13 protein-coding genes are annotated in these 15804 nt (G+C 65.5%); 2 read left to right on the forward strand and 11 right to left on the reverse strand.

The genetic code is table 11. The annotated features are described in order from the left end of the window. Positions 1 to 146: 146 nt before the first annotated feature. Together ACOHWE_RS05355 and truB are read right to left on the reverse strand one after the other, a co-directional pair. Positions 147 to 1142 carry a calcium-binding protein gene (locus tag ACOHWE_RS05355; RefSeq protein WP_420664748.1) on the reverse strand — a complete coding sequence of 332 codons (996 nt, stop codon included), beginning with the start codon at positions 1140 to 1142 and terminating at the stop codon, positions 147 to 149. Positions 1143 to 1378: 236 nt separating this feature from the next. Further along, positions 1379 to 2290 carry a tRNA pseudouridine(55) synthase TruB gene (gene truB / locus ACOHWE_RS05360; RefSeq protein ID WP_420664749.1) on the reverse strand — a complete coding sequence of 304 codons (912 nt, stop codon included), beginning with the start codon at positions 2288 to 2290 and terminating at the stop codon, positions 1379 to 1381. A 146-nt stretch (positions 2291 to 2436) separates the two neighbouring features. Here truB and ACOHWE_RS05365 point away from each other — a divergent pair, with 146 nt between their 5' ends. After that, entirely contained in the window at positions 2437 to 3090 is a 654-nt protein-coding gene (locus ACOHWE_RS05365; RefSeq protein WP_420664750.1) for an RluA family pseudouridine synthase, read from the forward strand. A 149-nt stretch (positions 3091 to 3239) separates the two neighbouring features. On the opposite strand, the gene ACOHWE_RS05370 is transcribed toward ACOHWE_RS05365, so the two are convergent. Beyond that, positions 3240 to 4679: an aldehyde dehydrogenase family protein gene (locus tag ACOHWE_RS05370; protein ID WP_420664751.1), complete on the reverse strand. Its 1440-nt coding sequence runs from the start codon at positions 4677 to 4679 to the stop codon at positions 3240 to 3242. Positions 4680 to 4935: 256 nt separating this feature from the next. On the opposite strand from ACOHWE_RS05370, the gene ACOHWE_RS05375 reads away from it, so the two are divergent. Then, on the forward strand, positions 4936 to 5586 hold the full coding sequence (locus ACOHWE_RS05375) for a peroxiredoxin (protein WP_420664752.1): 651 nt from the start codon (positions 4936 to 4938) through the stop codon (positions 5584 to 5586). Positions 5587 to 5682: 96 nt separating this feature from the next. Here the strand turns inward: ACOHWE_RS05375 and ACOHWE_RS05380 are convergent, their stop codons facing one another. The 8 genes from ACOHWE_RS05380 to purH all read right to left on the reverse strand — a co-directional run bounded on the left by ACOHWE_RS05380 (position 5683) and on the right by purH (position 15783). Then, complete coding sequence (locus ACOHWE_RS05380) at positions 5683 to 6840, reverse strand: rhamnan synthesis F family protein (RefSeq protein ID WP_420664753.1); 1158 nt, start codon at positions 6838 to 6840, stop codon at positions 5683 to 5685. 52 nt (positions 6841 to 6892) lie between these two features. Next, positions 6893 to 7759, reverse strand: a complete 867-nt coding sequence (locus ACOHWE_RS05385; protein WP_420664754.1) for a glycosyltransferase family 2 protein — start codon at positions 7757 to 7759, stop codon at positions 6893 to 6895. Positions 7760 to 7852: 93 nt separating this feature from the next. Next, a complete protein-coding gene (gene pnp / locus ACOHWE_RS05390) occupies positions 7853 to 9994 on the reverse strand; it encodes a polyribonucleotide nucleotidyltransferase (protein ID WP_420664755.1) in 2142 nt (713 codons plus the stop codon). A 236-nt stretch (positions 9995 to 10230) separates the two neighbouring features. Continuing rightward, positions 10231 to 11559 (reverse strand): M16 family metallopeptidase, encoded by a 1329-nt coding sequence (locus tag ACOHWE_RS05395; RefSeq protein WP_420664756.1) that lies wholly within the window; start codon positions 11557 to 11559, stop codon positions 10231 to 10233. After that, positions 11556 to 12944 carry a M16 family metallopeptidase gene (locus tag ACOHWE_RS05400; protein WP_420664757.1) on the reverse strand — a complete coding sequence of 463 codons (1389 nt, stop codon included), beginning with the start codon at positions 12942 to 12944 and terminating at the stop codon, positions 11556 to 11558. Before ACOHWE_RS05400 ends, ACOHWE_RS05395 begins: the two co-directional genes overlap by 4 nt. A gap of 146 nt (positions 12945 to 13090) precedes the next feature. Next, positions 13091 to 13612, reverse strand: coding sequence for a DUF3035 domain-containing protein (locus ACOHWE_RS05405; RefSeq protein WP_420664758.1), 522 nt, complete (start codon positions 13610 to 13612; stop codon positions 13091 to 13093). A gap of 82 nt (positions 13613 to 13694) precedes the next feature. Next, the gene (gene lspA, locus ACOHWE_RS05410) at positions 13695 to 14177 is read right to left on the reverse strand and encodes a signal peptidase II (protein WP_420664759.1); all 483 of its coding nucleotides are present in this window, start codon (positions 14175 to 14177) and stop codon (positions 13695 to 13697) included. A 16-nt stretch (positions 14178 to 14193) separates the two neighbouring features. Next, positions 14194 to 15783, reverse strand: a complete 1590-nt coding sequence (purH, locus tag ACOHWE_RS05415) for a bifunctional phosphoribosylaminoimidazolecarboxamide formyltransferase/IMP cyclohydrolase (RefSeq protein ID WP_420664760.1) — start codon at positions 15781 to 15783, stop codon at positions 14194 to 14196. Positions 15784 to 15804 lie beyond the last annotated feature (21 nt).

Below are 15804 nucleotides of genomic sequence, written 5' to 3' on the forward strand. Positions count from 1 at the left end.
GCGGGAAAGGCAAAGACTTCCTGCTATGCGCTTCCGCGCAACAGGAGTTCCGCCAATTGGCTGCCGGGAAGCAGTTAACCGCCGCTGGCGGCACCGGTTGGACCGGGCTGCCTCGGACCGTCTGCACCCGCCGCCTGCCCGAATCCCTATGATGCCGCCGGCAGCAGCCCCGATTGCGCCGCTGACTCGCTGTCCATCACCGCCACATCAGCGGCCGAAAGGGACGGTTCGCCCGAGATCCGCAGCGCCACGGCGCCATTGACCAGGATCAGCCGGTTGTCCGGGGCCTCCGGATCGTCCTGCACCTCGACCTCCGGATCGCTGTCTTCCGCGTCCCACACCAGCACCAGCTGATCCTCCGCGGCGTCATAGTCGATCAGCTGCACGGCTTCTTCGCTGCCGGTCCAAGCCCCGCCCACGAAGAGGTCCGCGCCCGCGCCGCCGGTCAGAACATCGCCCTCGCCTGCGAGCAGCGTGTCCGCGCCGCCGCCACCGTTCACGTAGTCCCGCGCGCCCGCGTCGCCAGCGCCCGAAACCAGATCGTCGCCATAGCCGCCAAACAGCGCATCCTCGCCCGCGCCGCCGCGCAAGGTGTCATCGCCATCGTTGCCATGAAGGGAATCCGCCCCGGCACCGCCCTCCAGCACATCCGCGCCCTGGCCGCCGTGCAGCAGGTCCGCCCCGGCGCCGCCGGAGAGCAGGTCGCCGCCGAAGTGGCCATAGAGCCTGTCGCCAGCCTCGCCGCCCCGCAACAGGTCGATCCCATCCCCGCCATGAAGCAGATCCGCCCCCGCACCTCCGGCCAGGGTGTCATCACCGGCAGCGCCATAAAGCGTGTCCGCTCCTTCGCCGCCGCCAAGCCAATCGGCGCCGTCATAGCCGTTGATTTCATCCGCGCCGCTGCCGCCGCTCATCACATCGGCGCGGCGGGTGCCGACCATGACGTCAGGCCCGTCGCCGCCCTGCACTTCCGGCACAGCTTCCGTATCCGCATCGCCGTCTTCGGCGAGCAGGTCTTCAAGACCGGTCCCGGGCTCCGCCCCGTCCAGGTCTCTGTTGCCGTCGTTGTCAGCCGCCTCGTCACCGACAAGAATAATACTGCTGAGGGCGGCCAGCCCCAGCATACTCACCAACCAGAACATTTTCCTTCTCCGTCGCCAAAGAAGACACTAAAAAACGCCCCAGCGTCGCATAACGCAGGCGGCCAGGCAAAACAAAAGCGGAACATTGATTAACACACCCTTGCCCGGGCCACGCCGCAGGACGGCCCCGGGCAAAAGGTCAAAGATCCTGCCGCAATGTTTCGCGGGCGAAACATTGCGGCAGAGATGCTGACCAAAACACCTCTGCCGTTCCGGAACCCAAGCCCCGGGAGGGATTAATCCTGATTGAAGACCCGGGCCGGGTGCAGCGTTCCGGCTTTCCAGACGCCCACCGCCACCGCGCGGCCGTCGAGCGACGCCCAGGCTTCGTCGCCGTATTCGACGCTGCCGCCCGGCAGCACCATGCCCGGATTGCCATTGCGCAGCTTGGCCGCGCCTTCGGGCGTGCATTTGACCTCCGGCAGATCGGCCAGCCCTTCCTCCAGCGGCCGCAGGCGGCTGTCGAGCTCGGGGGTGCGGGCCAGCCTCTCGATCTCCGCAAGAGAGATCCCATCTTCAGCATCGAAAGGCCCGGACCAGATCCGGCGCAGCTCCTTCACGTGGCCGTGGCAGCCCAGCGCTTCGCCCAGATCGCGGGCGATCGAGCGCACGTATCCGCCCTTGCCGCAGGTCATTTCCAGCACCACGTGGTCTTCGTCGGGGCGGTCCAGCAGGATCAGCTCCTCGACCCAAAGCGGGCGCGCAGCGATCTCCACGTCTTCGCCATCGCGGGCGAGCTTGTAGGCACGCTGCCCGTCGATCTTCACAGCCGAGAACTTGGGCGGCACCTGCATAATCTCGCCCAGGAAGGGCAGCAGCGCTTCCTTGATCTGCGCATCGGTGGGGCGGGATTCGCTTTCGGCGATCACCTCGCCCTCGGCGTCGTCGGTGTTGGTGGACTGGCCCAGCCGCACGGTGAAGGTATAGGCCTTGAGTGCGTCGGTGATATAGGGAACCGTCTTGGTCGCCTCGCCCAGGGCCACCGCCAGCACACCGGTTGCCTCCGGGTCGAGCGTGCCGGCATGGCCTGCCTTTTTCGCCTCCAGCGCCCAGCGCACCTTGTTCACCACGGCGGTAGAAGTCATCCCCGCGGGCTTGTCCACGACCAGCCAGCCGGAAATATCGCGCCCCTTGCGTTTGCGTGCCATGCCTTGTTCCCATCTATCCCGTGAGGCGGGCCGGTTACCGGATCGCCGGCATGCTGTCAATTTAGCAAATCGGGCGGGAGGCCGGGAAGCCCGGCGCGGGCGGCGCGAACTTGCCCCCGCGGGGCGCAGCCGCTAGCTAGGCGGCCATGACGGTATCAAGCGATTACGATCCCCCGCAGGAGCCCCTGGAGATCCTGCATCACGATGCAGAGATCCTGGCGGTGAACAAGCCCGCGGGGCTGCTGTCGGTGCCTGGGCGCGGCGAGCATCTGGCCGATTGCCTGCTGACCCGCGTGCAGGCTGCCTTCCCCGAGGCGCTGCTGGTGCACCGGCTTGACCGGGACACTTCGGGCGTCATGGTCTTCGCGCTTACCCCGCACGCGCAGCGGTCCCTGTCGATGCAGTTCGAGAAGCGCAGCACCAAAAAGACCTATGTGGCGCGGGTGGCCGGGCGGCTGGAGCCGCGCAGCGGCACGGTGGATCTGCCGCTGATCGTCGATTGGCCCAACCGGCCCCGGCAGATGGTATGCCACGAAACCGGCAAGCCTGCGGTCACGGACTGGCGGGTGCTGAAATACGAGGAAGACGCCACGCGGGTGCGGCTGATGCCGAAGACAGGCCGCTCGCACCAGCTGCGGGTGCACATGCTGGCTCTTGGCCATCCTATCCTGGGCGATGCGCTTTATGCGGAAGGTGCCGCGCGGGCGCATCCCCGGCTGATGCTGCACTCCGAAGAGCTGCGCATTCAGCACCCCGGCGGCGGCGGCACGCTCAAGTTCCGCGCCAAGCCCGGGTTCTGAGGCCGCCACCTGCTGCTGCAGAACCGGCGCCCCCGGCAAAGACCTCCGCCACCCCCTTTCACATCGTGACGCGAAAAAGGAAAAGCCGCCCCGAAGGCGGCTTTCCATCTGTTCAAAGCGGGGGCACCAGCGGCGCCGGAAGCAGAGCCCTACTCCGCTGCCCAGCCGCCGACGGCCTTCACTTCGAGGAAGTCCTCGATGCCCCACTTGCCGCCTTCGCGGCCGTTGCCGGACTGCTTCATGCCGCCGAAGGGCGAGCCTGCCGAACGCGATTTGCCGTTCATCTCCACCATGCCCGAGCGCAGCGCGCGGGCCATGCGGTTGGCACGGGCGCCGTCCTGAGTCTGCACGTAGTTGGTGAGGCCGTAGGGTGTGTCGTTGGCGATCTCGATGGCTTCTTCTTCGCTCTCGAACGGCAGAATCGCCATCACCGGGCCGAAAATCTCCTCGCGCGCGATGGTCATCTGGTTGTTCACATCGGCAAACACCGTGGGCTTGACGAAGAACCCCTTGTTGAGACCGTCGGGCCGCCCGGTGCCGCCCGCGACCAGACGGGCGCCCTCGTCGATGCCTTTCTGGATCAGGTCCTGGATCTTGTTCCACTGCAGCTCATTCACCACCGGGCCGATGTGGCGGCCAGGCTTGTCGGCGGGGCCGACCTCGACCTTGGCGGCAATCTCCGCAGCTTCATTCACCACACGGTCATAGATGGACTTCTGCACCAGCATCCGGCTCGGCGCGTTGCAGCTCTGGCCGGTGTTCTGCATCATGTGCAGCACGCCGCGCTTCACGGCCTTTTCGTCGGCATCCTCGAAGATCACGTTGGCGCCCTTGCCGCCCAGCTCCAGGTGCACTTTCTTCAGCGTCTCCGCCGCGTTGCGCGAAATCGCGGTGCCCGCCCGGGTGGAGCCGGTGAACGAGACCATGTCGACATCCGGGTGCCCGGACAGCTGCGTGCCGACGCCGGGGCCGTCGCCGTTCACCAGGTTGAAGACGCCCTTGGGGAAGCCCGCCTCGTCCATCATCTCGGCAAAGATCATCGCGTTGAGCGGGCTTTCCTCGGACGGTTTCAGCACCATGGTGCAGCCCGCCACCGCGGCGGCGCCGACCTTCAGGGTGATCTGGTTCATCGGCCAGTTCCACGGCGTGATCAGCGCCGCAACGCCCACCGCCTCGTGGATGATGCGGTCGTTCGGGGCGTGATCGCCGAGCGGCGCCTCGAACTGGAAGTCCTTGGCGGCCTTGATGAAGTTCTGCAGGTGCCAGCTGCCCGCGCCCGCCTGGGAGGTGCGTGCCATGTCGATCGGCGCGCCCATTTCCATCGACATCGCCTGGGCCAGATCCTCGGAGCGGCGCTCGTAGATGGCAATCAGCTTCTCGACCAGGGCAATGCGTTCGGCAGGCGGTGTCGCCATCCAGCCCGGCAGCGCCGCCTTGGCGGCGGCGACCGCGGCGTTGGTGTCTGCTTCGCCGCCCAGCGAGATCACCGCACAGGGCTCCTCGGTAGAGGGGTTGATGACCTGGTGGTCGCGGGCTTCGGCCGGAGAGACCCACTGGCCGTTGATGTAAAAGTCGCGTTTCTCGATCATGCCGGTTCTCCCGATTGAGATGTGCTCGCCGGCCTCCAGGCCGGTTTCGCGGGTACTGTGTCACCGGCCCGGATGACGAGCAAGAGGTAGCGTGCTAGAATTTGATCAAATTTCAGAAACCGGCGAACGGGTGCCGCAGGCAGGGGGCCGGGCGCAATTTTACGTGGCATCCCGGCGCCGGAGTTGTAACGTAGCGCCCGAGCACCTGAGCAGCGGCCAAGGCGGCTCTACGCAATCTGACAAGGAGGACACAGCCATGGGTTTGCGGATCAACGACGTGGTTCCCGATTTCACTGCGGAAACCGATCAGGGCACCATCAGCTTCCACGACTGGATTGGCGACAGCTGGGCGATTCTGTTTTCCCACCCCAAGGATTTCACCCCGGTCTGCACGACCGAGTTTTCGGCGGTGGCGCAGCTGAAGGATGAATGGGACAAGCGCAACACTAAGGTGATCGGCGTCTCGGTGGACAGCGCCGAGGACCACCGCAAGTGGAAGAAGGACATCGAATCCTACGGCAAGGCAGAGCCCGGCTTCCCGATCATCGCCGATGACGGGCTCGCGGTCTCCAAGGCCTTCGACATGCTGCCCGCGGAAGCCTACCTGCCGGACGGGCGCACGCCCGCCGACAGCGCCACCGTGCGCTCGGTGTTCATCATCGGACCGGACAAGCAGCTGAAGCTCAACATGACCTACCCGATGACGGTGGGGCGCAACTTTGCCGAAGTGCTGCGGGCGCTGGACGGGCTGCAGATGTCTGCAAAGGGCGTGGCCACCCCAGCCGACTGGCGCCCGGGCGAGGACGTGATCATCCCGCCGAGCGTGTCGAACGACGAGGCCAAAGCGAAGTTCGGCGAGTTCGAGACCATCTTCCCCTACCTGCGCAAGACCAAGGCGCCGGAATAAACGGATTATGGGCTGCTCCAAACCTTGGAGCAGCCAGCCTTCCAGACTGTCGTAGGTAGTCTGGGATCTGAGGATCCGGGGCTTACCGGCTAGAGGCTAGCTGTATCCGCAGCGCCTGCGGATTTCCTCTATTTCCTCGCGGATGAACGCGCCTTCGCCGCCCAAGCGCTTTGCGAGCTCATACGTAATGTCGGAATCCTGCTTGCTGATCGAGGCGAGAGACTTCTTGAGAAAAGTGAAACCGTGCTTTTCGTAGAGATAATGCGGCAAGGTGTAGGACACGCCGATCCGGGCAACCACGGCCATGATCAGCTTGATCAGGTGCTCCCGGTCTTCCTGAGAGCGTTCGGCATCCAATTCTTCGATCGCCTTGGAAGCAGTCTCCCTGCACGCGCGGTCATCCAGCAGGGTCAAGTTCCGTGCGTGCCAGTTCACCTCTTCATCCGATAAGCTGCGCAAGTCGTCAGGCAGCCTCAGGATGTCGTAGGTCGCGGCATGCGAGAACCCGTTTTTCACGACAAAGCGGGTGAGTCCGATTTCCCCGCGGCGGACGACCTTATTCTTTTCTTTCGTCAGGGGGTAATTGGTCCAGTAGCGCTGGAAGCGTTTGTCGCGCAGCAGGGCGGGCCCTAGGGAGACGGCATAGGAGCCGTAGTGAAAGTTTCTCTGAGTGGGATCAAAAGTCCATTGAATTGACTGGTACTGCGAAGGTTTAACCCGCACGATACCCAAACTGGTGGCCGCCGCGGCATAGTCTACTCCCAGACCTTCTGCTTCCTTCAACCAGTTCCTGGATCCCGGCAAAGGAAACCAGCTGGAGTCGTTCAGCAGGACCAGACGCTCCAGCCCGCTCAACTTCTCAGCCAATGAGAGGACACCATCCCGGTACCCTCCAAAATCATACCCGACATTGGGCCGTTCGATGACACGCCAAGCATTCTCCTTGAGATATTCGGCATCCGCGCCCGACACAGGAAGATTTGACACCACCAGCGGCGCATACCCATTTTCCCTGAGGTATTCGAGGGCGTGTTTGTGGCTTGGCAACAGCCCGTCCCGCGGAAAGACCAGGTAAATCGCGACCCGGGAGCCACCGGGCAGATTTCCCTCGATGACCTTCACCTGGGGCGCGTGAAACCTGTCATAGTATCTTGCTCCAAGAAAGTACGAGCTGATCTGACCCGGCAACCGGGGAAGTTGCTCCAGCACGCGTCTGAGTTCCCGGGCAATTTTCCAGAGAGGAAGCATTTTCATGGGTAAACCTTGTCTACAGAATGCGAAGCCAGCCCAAAACCGCAGGCAGGTATCACTGCCAGGGCGGCGGGCGGTCAGCGGTCTGCCGCCCTGGGCTGCTGAACACTGCACGCAGGTAGTACCAGGCCTTTGCCCGCTTGCGCGCGGACAGAAGGCTAAGCGGCGAGATCAGTTGCACCACGGCTTCGGCCAGCGCGCGGAGGTAGCCCAGCCGCTGGCCATGCTTGCGGGCGGCGTAGACCCGCGACTGGCCCATGTACCAGGCCTTGAGCGCGGCGGTCCGGGCCGACCGCTCGGTCGCATGCCCGAGCAGGTGGCGCACCCGCGCGCCGTGCACATAGCGCAGCGGGCCGCAGTCCCGCTTCAGGCGCAGGCTGAGATCGTCGTCCTCGTGAAACAGGAAAATGTTGGGGTCGAAACCGCCAACCCGCTCGAAGGCGTCCCGCCGCACCATCAGAGCGCCGCCCGACAGCACCGGCACTTCGCCATCCCGCTGCGCGGCATCGCGGGCGAGCCACAGGCTTCTGGGAATTAGCTTGCTGCGGCGCTTGAAAAACAGCGAGCCGTCACCCTTGAGAACCCGGGTGTTGAAGGCCGATGCTTCCGGATGTGCGCCGGCAGCGGAGAGCAGCTCATCGAGGGTATCTTCGAACAGCTCCGCATCTGGGTTCACGAAGAACAAAAACTCGGTGTCCGCCTGTGCGGCGCCTTGGTTGCAGGCCCGCCCGAACCCGGCGTTTTCCGCATTTGCGATGAAGCCGGCACCATGTTCGCGCGCCAGCACCCGAACCGCCTCCACATCTGCCGAAGCGTTATCGACAAGGATGCAGGGCACGCCGGAGGGGATCGAGCGCAACAGGCCCTGCACCACGGCGGCGGAATTATAGGTCACCGTAATGATTGTGACACGGTGCGTCATCAAAGGCTCCAGCGGCGGTCCGGCAGAAATTGAAGAACCCGGGGCGCGCGGAATGCACGCGCCCCGGGCTGTCTGTGTCCGGTCAGGCGAGGCTCAGCCCTCGGCCTGCTCCTTCTTCTCGGCGGAGATCTCCTCGCCGGTCTCCTGGTCCACGACCTTCATCGACAGGCGCACCTTGCCGCGGTCGTCGAAGCCGAGCAGCTTGACCTTCACTTCCTGGCCTTCCTTCAGCACGTCGGAAGGATGGTTCAGGCGGCGGTTCTCGATCTGGGAGACATGCACCAGGCCGTCGCGCTTGCCGAAGAAGTTCACGAAGGCGCCGAAGTCGACGATCTTCACGACCTTGCCGGTGTAGATCTGGCCCTCTTCCGGCTCCGCGACGATCGAGTGGATCATCTCGTAGGCGCGCTTGATGGCTTCGCCGTCGGAGGAGGCGATCTTGATCACGCCGTCGTCGTTGATGTCGACCTTGGCGCCGGAGGTTTCCACGATCTCGCGGATCACCTTGCCGCCCGAGCCGATCACTTCGCGGATCTTGTCGGTCGGGATCTGCATGGTCTCGATGCGCGGGGCGTGGACCGAGAACTCGTTGGTCTTCGACAGCGCCTTGCCCATCTCGTTCAGGATGTGCAGACGGCCGTCCTTGGCCTGGGCCAGGGCTTTCTCCATGATCTCCGGGGTGATGCCCGCGACCTTGATGTCCATCTGCAGCGAGGTGATGCCGTTTTCGGTACCCGCCACTTTGAAGTCCATGTCGCCGAGGTGGTCTTCGTCACCCAGGATGTCGGTCAGCACCGCGTAGGAGCCGTCGTCTTCCAGGATCAGACCCATCGCGACGCCGGCCACCGGCGCCTTCAGCGGCACGCCCGCGTCCATCATCGACAGCGAACCGCCGCAGACGGAGGCCATCGAGGAGGAGCCGTTCGATTCGGTGATCTCGGAAACCAGGCGGATGGTGTAGGGGAAGTCGGTCGGTGCCGGCAGCACCGCCTGCAGCGCGCGCCAGGCCAGCTTGCCGTGGCCGATCTCGCGGCGGCCCGGGGAGCCGACGCGGCCCACTTCGCCAACCGAGTACGGCGGGAAGTTGTAATGCAGCAGGAAGTTGGATTTGAAGTTGCCGTGCAGCGCGTCGATGAACTGCTCGTCATCGCCGGTGCCAAGCGTGGTCACGACCAGACCCTGGGTCTCGCCGCGGGTGAATAGCGCCGAGCCGTGGGTGCGCGGCAGCAGGCCGGTTTCGGCCACGATCGGGCGCACGGTCGCGGTGTCGCGGCCGTCGATCCGCTTGCCGCCCTTCACCACGTCGCCGCGCAGGATGCTGGCTTCGAGCTTCTTCAGGGCGGAGCCGAGGTTCGGGTCCTCCAGCTGCTCTTCGGTGAGCGCGTTCTTGATGGTCTCGCGGGCGAAGGCCACGGCCGCGGTGCGCTCCTGCTTGTCGGTGATCGCGAAGGCGGCGCGCATGTCAGTCTCACCGGCGGCCTTCACGGCCTCATACAGCTCGGAGTAATCCGGCGGGGTGAAGTCGAAGGGCTCTTTCGCGCATTCTTCGGCCAGCGAGATGATCAGGTCGATCACCGGCTGAATCTGCTCATGCGCGAAGTTCACCGCGCCAAGCATTTCTGCTTCGGACAGCTCGTAAGCTTCCGATTCCACCATCATCACGGCGTTCTTGGTGCCGGCCACGACCAGGTCCAGGCGCTGCTCGGGATTGAGGCGCAGGTCCTGCATGTCGTCGACGGTCGGGTTCAGCACATATTCGCCGTCGGTGTAGCCGACACGGGCACCGGCGATCGGCCCCATGAAGGGCGCGCCGGAGATGGTCAGGGCTGCGGAGGCCGCGATCATCGCCACGATGTCCGGGTCGTTGACCAGGTCATGGCTCAGCACGGTGCACATCACCAGAACTTCGTTCTTGAAACCGGGGACGAACAGCGGGCGGATCGGACGGTCGATCAGGCGCGCGGTCAGGGTTTCTTTCTCGGTCGGGCGCGCTTCGCGCTTGAAGAAGCCGCCGGGCACCTTGCCCGCAGCGTAGTATTTTTCCTGGTAGTGCACGGTCAGGGGGAAGAAGTCCTGACCGGGCTTTTGTTCCTTGGCGAAAGTGACGTTGGCCATCACCGAGGTTTCGCCAAGAGTGGCGATGACGGAGCCGTCCGCCTGACGGGCGACCTTGCCGGTCTCCAGCGTGAGCGTCTCTTCGCCCCACTGCATCGATTTCTTCGTAACGTTAAACATTTCAGCATCCTAAATGGGAGCGCTCCCAGGCGGATCCCGGGTCTCCCGTTGCATATGGCGGCCCCATTGCCGCCGGCCCCATCTATCTTTCTTTCGCGTGCCAGGGCCCCGGGCACATCGTCTCAGACAGGCCCGCCCATACATCACTTCGCATCAGATTGAAAGGGAAAGCACAGGCCGGCAGCCGCTGGCGGCGGCACCCGGCCAGGCCGCCCAGGCGACAGCAGGCGGCCCGGTCAGTTGGCGGCCGCCAGCCCCTCCGGGCGGCCCGTCACCACGAAATGCAGGCCCTCGGGCTGGAGGAAGCGCGCGGCAAAGCTGTTCACATCCTCGAGCGTCACCGCCTCCACCTTGCTATTGCGGGTCTTCACATAGTCGATCGGAAGGTCGTCCATCTGCATTCCAGCCAGGATCGAGGCGATGCGCCCGTTGCCGTCAAAGCGCAGGGGATAGGCGCCGGTCAGGTAGGTCTTGGCATCCTGCAGCTCCTTTTCGGTGACGCCCTCCCCGGCCATGCGGCGCCATTCGTTGCGGATCACCTCCACCGCTTCGGCCATCTTGGTGTTGTCAGAGGCGACCGAGCCCATGTAGACCGCCGCCAGATCCCGCGGCAGCAGGTAGGTATACACACCGTAGGTGAGCCCGCGCTTCTCGCGCACCTCGCTCATCAGGCGGCTCTCGAAGGAGCCGCCGCCGAGGATCTGGTTCATCACGTATGCGGTGAAGAAATCCGGGTGGTCGCGCTCGATCCCCTGCTGGCCGAAGACCGCAACCGATTGCGGGGTGTCGAAATCCACCACCGTGACGCCGCCGGGTATGCTGACCTCGGCAGGCTCCGGGATCGGCGCGCCTTCCTCGGGCAGGCCGGTCAGCAGGTCGTCGAGCAGGGCGCCGAGTTCCTCGGCGGTGATGTCGCCCACCGCGCTCACATAGAGCCGGTCGCGGGCAAAGACCGCGTCATGGGCCGCAAAGATGTCCTGCCGGTCGAGCTTGGAGACGCTTTCGATCGTGCCCTTGCCGTCGCGGGCATAGGGGTGGTCGCCATAGGCAAGCCGGTTGAAGGCTTGGCCCGCGATGTGGTTGGGATCTTTTGCGTCCGAGCGCAGCCCCGCAAGAATCTGCGCCCGCACCCGGTCCAGCGCGTCCTGGTCAAAGCGGGGCTCGAACAGGGTCTGACGCAGGAGCTGCACAGCCTCGTCGCGGTTTTCGCTCAGGAAGCGGGCGGAGACAGAAACCATGTCCTTGTCGGCATCAAACACGAAGCCCGCTGCCAGCGATTCTACCGCGCGGGCATAGTCCTGCGCGCGCAGGCTGCCTGCGCCTTCCTCCAGCAGCGCCGCCATCAGGTAGACCGCGCCCTGTTTGCCCGGCGCGTCGAGCGAGGTGCCGCCGCGGAAGCGGATTTCCATCGCGGTGAAGGGAATCGAGTGATCCTCCACCAGCCAGGCGGTGACGCCGCCGGGTGAGGTTACCTCCTCGATCTCGATCTCGGCCCAAGCGGGCAGCGCGAGAAAACAGGCGGCAATTGCCGCAGCGATGAATTTCAGCGGGGTCAGCAGAGTCATTGGGTCACCTCCTCGCCGCGCATCATCCAGCCCGTGACCGAAACCTCGGGGCGCAGCACTTCGCGGGCGGCGGCAATGATCTCGTCCGCGGTCACCGATTGCAGAACCTGCGGCCAGGCCTGCACGTCCTCCACCGTCAGGCCAGAAGTCAGGGCTTGGCCGTAGCGGTTGGCGATGCCGTTCACGTTGTCGCGGTCGTAGATTTCGGCAGCGCGCAGCTGCAGTTTGATGCGGTCGAGCTCAGCCAGATCCACGCCCTCCTTCAAAAAGCGTGCAAGGGCGTCATCCAGCGCCGCCTCTGCCTCGGGCATTTCCACCCCCTCGGCGGGCACCACCAGAAAGGTGAAGGTGGTGTCGTCGAGCGAGACGCCGGAATAGAACGCGCCGGTGTAGACCGCGATCTGCTGGTCAAACTGCAGCGCATTGGCGAGGTAGGAGGTATTGCCGCCCCCCAGGAGCTCTGCCAGCAGGTAAAGCGCGGCGGCCTTCTCCTGCGCGCCGCTGTCGCGTTCGGGGGCGAGGTAAGAGCGCTGCACGTAAGGCTGCGCCACGCGCGGGTCCCTGAAGGTCATCCGCCGTGCCGCGGTCTGCGGCGGCTCCTGGCTGCGGAAGCGCTCCGGCAGGTCCGGGTTGGCGGGAATGCTGCCGTAGTACTTTTCCGCCAGAGCGCGCACCTCTTCCGGCACCACGTCGCCAGCCACCACCAGGATCGCATTGTTGGGCGCATAATAGGTGCCGTAGAAGGACAGCGCATCCTCCATGTCCAGCTCTTCCATCTCGTGGCGCCAGCCGATAATCGGCTGGCCGTAACGGTGGTTGTGGTACTGCACGGCCCGAAGCTGCTCGCGGAACAGCGAGGCGGGGTCGTTGTCGGTGCGCTGGTTGCGCTCCTCTAGGATCACTTCCCGCTCGGTGGCAATATCCTCCTCACTGAGCTGCAGGTTCACCATGCGGTCGCTTTCCATCTGCATCATCAGCTCCAGACGGTCGGCGGCGACGCGCTGGAAATAGGCGGTGTAGTCGTAGCTGGTGAAGGCGTTGTCCTGGCCGCCATTGGCCCGCACGGTGGCCGACAGTTCCCCCGGGGCGAGTTTCCCGGTCCCCTTGAACAGCAGGTGCTCCAGGTAATGGGCAACGCCGGACTCGCCCGGCGGCTCATCCGCGGCGCCGGCGCGGTACCAGACCATGTGCTGCACCACCGGCACGCGGTGATCTTCGATCACCACCACCTGCATGCCATTGCCGAGGGTGAAGTCCGTAACCTCCGGTCCGGCTGAAGCCTCCCCTCCTTCCGCGGCCAAAGCCGGGGCGGCCGGGAAGACGGCCACGGGAGCAGCGAGGACGGCAGCCAGGGTCGCGGCGGCCAGGGTGATCCTGCGGATCATGCGGCATCCTCCAGTTTCTTTGCCCGCGGACTGGCCGGGGCGGAAAAAGAAACCCGCCATCCGGCGGGCCGGAGAGCGGAAACGGTTCGGCGTCAGCCTAGCCTGCCGGCCTCGCGGCACAAGCCGGGCTGGCGCAGATGTGAAGCTCAGTCGCTGCCGGGCGGGGGGGCCGCCGGAGTCTCGATCCCGGCGCGCCGGAAGCGCTCGGTCTCGGTCTGGGCGTCCAGCGACTGGCGGCGGTAGAGCTGCTCGTAGCGGTCGACCGGGAACAGTTTCAGCTGAGTGAGCACGCGGTTGCGCTTGCGGAATGCGGCGTCCTCGGTGGCCAGCGTCTCGCGCACGGCGGGCTGCACCCCGTAGCGGCTGGCGGCCGTGACCAGGGCGCTGTCGCGGGCGGGCGCGCTGCCCGCAGGCACCATCGCAGCCGGGTTGCCGCCCAGCGCGGCCACCGCATCGGCCTGCGGGTTGCGGTCGGTGATGTTGCTGCCGCCCGGCGTCGGCGGCGGCAGGGTACTGTAGCTTGCGGGGGCATCCAAGGGCTTCGCGGGCAGGATCAGGAACTCGTCCGGCCCGGTGCCCGGCTTGCGCAGGTCGCGCAGGCCCTTCTGCGCGCAGCCCGAAGCCGCCAAGGCGCCGGCCAGAACAATCACACCAAACCGAATCCGCATCGCCGCAATCACTCCTGCCTGCTGCCCGGCCGGAAGCCCGGGCCTGTCCCGGCACCGCTTCTACCGTATTTGCCGGGCAAGGTCACGCCGGCTTTTTATTCCGCCCGTCAAACAGGATCAGCCCGGCCGCACCAGCAAAGATGGCGATGTCAGCGACGTTGAAGACGAAAGGATTCACGATGCCGCAGCAGGACATGTTGAGAAAGTCCAGCACGTAGCCGTAAAGCAGCCGGTCCGCGACGTTGCCCAGCGCGCCGCCGATCACCAGTCCGGCGGCGATCTGCAGCCCGCGGGCGGTCTTGCGGCGGCGGATGATCCACACGGCAAGCACCGCGCAGATCACCGCCGAAAGGACGATCAGGATCCAGCGCGCCGCCTCGTCGCCGCCGCCGAACAGGCCGAAGTTGATGCCCGTGTTCTCGCCGTAGCGGAAGTTAAGGAGTGGCGGCAGCACGTCGATACGGTGGAGCCGGTCCAGCCCCATCACGTGGATCACCAGGTACTTGCTCGCCTGGTCCGCCACAAAGGCGGCCAGGGCGCTCCCGACCATCAGACGCGCTGCCATTGCCTGTTGCCCCCGATCAGTGGCGGAAGTGGCGCATGCCGGTGAAGACCATGGCAAGGCCCTTCTCGTTGGCTGCCTTGATCACTTCCTCGTCGCGCATCGAGCCGCCCGGCTGGATCACGCAGGAGCCGCCGGCGGCCGCCGCTTCCAGAAGGCCGTCCGGGAACGGGAAGAAGGCATCCGAGGCCACCGCGCAGCCCTTGGCGAGGCTTTCTTTCAGGCCCAGTTCCTCCGCCATGCGGCCCGCCTTCGCGGCCGCCACGTTGGCGCTGTCGAGGCGGCTCATCTGGCCCGCGCCGACACCGACGGTGGCGCTGTCCTTAACATAGACGATGGCGTTGGACTTCACGTGCTTGGCGACCTTCCAGGCAAACAGCAGGTCCTGCATCTGGGCGTCGGTAGGCGCCTTCTCGGTCACCACCTTCAGGTCGTCCATGCCCACATGGCCCACGTCCTTGTCCTGCACCAGCATGCCGCCAGCCACTTGCTTATACGCCACGATGGGCTGGCGCGGGTCCGGCAGGCCATCGGTCAGCAGCAGGCGCAGGTTCTTCTTGGCGGCGAAGATCTGCTTGGCTTCTTCCGAGGCGCCGGGGGCGATCACCACCTCGGTGAAGATCTCAGTGATCTTCCCGGCGGTTTCCGCGTCGAGCGGCTGGTTCAGCGCCACGATGCCGCCAAACGCCGAGGTGCGGTCGCAGTCGAAGGCCTTCTGATAAGCCTCGGCCAGGGTCGCGCCCTTGGCGACGCCGCAGGGGTTGGCGTGCTTGATGATGGCCACCGCGGCGCTTTCGGCCGGGTCGAACTCCGCCACCAGCTCATAGGCCGCGTCGGTGTCGTTGATGTTGTTGTAGCTCAGCTCCTTGCCCTGCAATTGCAGCGCGGTGGCGACGCCGGGACGGCCCGTGCCATCGGTGTAGAAGGCGGCTTCCTGGTGGCTGTTCTCGCCGTAGCGCAGGGTCTGCTTCAGCTCGCCGGCAAAGGCGCGGCGGCGCGGGGTCTTCTCCTCCAGCGCCGAGGCCATCCAGTTCGACACCGCGGAATCGTAAGCTGCGGTGCGGGCATAGGCGTTCTGGGCCAGCCGCTGGCGGAAGCCATAGGAGGTCTGGCCGTCGTTTGCGTCCAGCTCACCCAGCAGCGCCTCGTAGTCCTGCACGTCGGTCACCACGTTGACGAAGGCGTGGTTCTTGGCCGCGGCGCGGATCATCGCCGGGCCGCCGATGTCGATATTCTCGATCATCTCGTCATAAGCGGCCCCGCGCGCCAGAGCGGCTTCGAACGGATAGAGGTTCACCACCAGCAGGTCGATGGCGCCGATGCCATGCTCCTGCATCGCGGCCACGTGGGTGTCGTTATCGCGCAGCGCCAGCAGACCGCCATGCACCATCGGGTGCAGCGTTTTCACCCGGCCATCCATCATCTCGGGGAAACCGGTCACCTCCGAGACGTCCTTCACTGAAAGCCCCGCCTCGCGCAGCGCCTTGGCGGAGCCGCCGGTCGACAGAAGCTCGACACCGCGCGCGGCCAGCGCCTTGCCCAGCTCGATCAGGCCGGTCTTGTCGGATACGGAAAGCAGCGCACGGCGTACGGGGTGGAGGTCGGTCATGTCAGGGCGGTCCTTTGCAGG

The organism is Cribrihabitans neustonicus, from assembly GCF_048820895.1.
Classification (GTDB): domain Bacteria; phylum Pseudomonadota; class Alphaproteobacteria; order Rhodobacterales; family Rhodobacteraceae; genus Cribrihabitans_A; species Cribrihabitans_A neustonicus.

Excerpts from the sequence above, each read along its gene's own strand:
- ACOHWE_RS05355 (WP_420664748.1), bottom strand. The coding sequence starts at position 1,142 with ATGTTCTGGTTGGTGAGTATGCTGGGGCTGGCCGCCCTCAGCAGTATT.
- truB (WP_420664749.1), bottom strand. The coding sequence starts at position 2,290 with ATGGCACGCAAACGCAAGGGGCGCGATATTTCCGGCTGGCTGGTCGTG.
- ACOHWE_RS05365 (WP_420664750.1), top strand. The coding sequence starts at position 2,437 with ATGACGGTATCAAGCGATTACGATCCCCCGCAGGAGCCCCTGGAGATC.
- ACOHWE_RS05370 (WP_420664751.1), bottom strand. The coding sequence starts at position 4,679 with ATGATCGAGAAACGCGACTTTTACATCAACGGCCAGTGGGTCTCTCCG.
- ACOHWE_RS05375 (WP_420664752.1), top strand. The coding sequence starts at position 4,936 with ATGGGTTTGCGGATCAACGACGTGGTTCCCGATTTCACTGCGGAAACC.
- ACOHWE_RS05380 (WP_420664753.1), bottom strand. The coding sequence starts at position 6,840 with ATGAAAATGCTTCCTCTCTGGAAAATTGCCCGGGAACTCAGACGCGTG.
- ACOHWE_RS05385 (WP_420664754.1), bottom strand. The coding sequence starts at position 7,759 with ATGACGCACCGTGTCACAATCATTACGGTGACCTATAATTCCGCCGCC.
- pnp (WP_420664755.1), bottom strand. The coding sequence starts at position 9,994 with ATGTTTAACGTTACGAAGAAATCGATGCAGTGGGGCGAAGAGACGCTC.
- ACOHWE_RS05395 (WP_420664756.1), bottom strand. The coding sequence starts at position 11,559 with ATGACTCTGCTGACCCCGCTGAAATTCATCGCTGCGGCAATTGCCGCC.
- ACOHWE_RS05400 (WP_420664757.1), bottom strand. The coding sequence starts at position 12,944 with ATGATCCGCAGGATCACCCTGGCCGCCGCGACCCTGGCTGCCGTCCTC.
- ACOHWE_RS05405 (WP_420664758.1), bottom strand. The coding sequence starts at position 13,612 with ATGCGGATTCGGTTTGGTGTGATTGTTCTGGCCGGCGCCTTGGCGGCT.
- lspA (WP_420664759.1), bottom strand. The coding sequence starts at position 14,177 with ATGGCAGCGCGTCTGATGGTCGGGAGCGCCCTGGCCGCCTTTGTGGCG.
- purH (WP_420664760.1), bottom strand. The coding sequence starts at position 15,783 with ATGACCGACCTCCACCCCGTACGCCGTGCGCTGCTTTCCGTATCCGAC.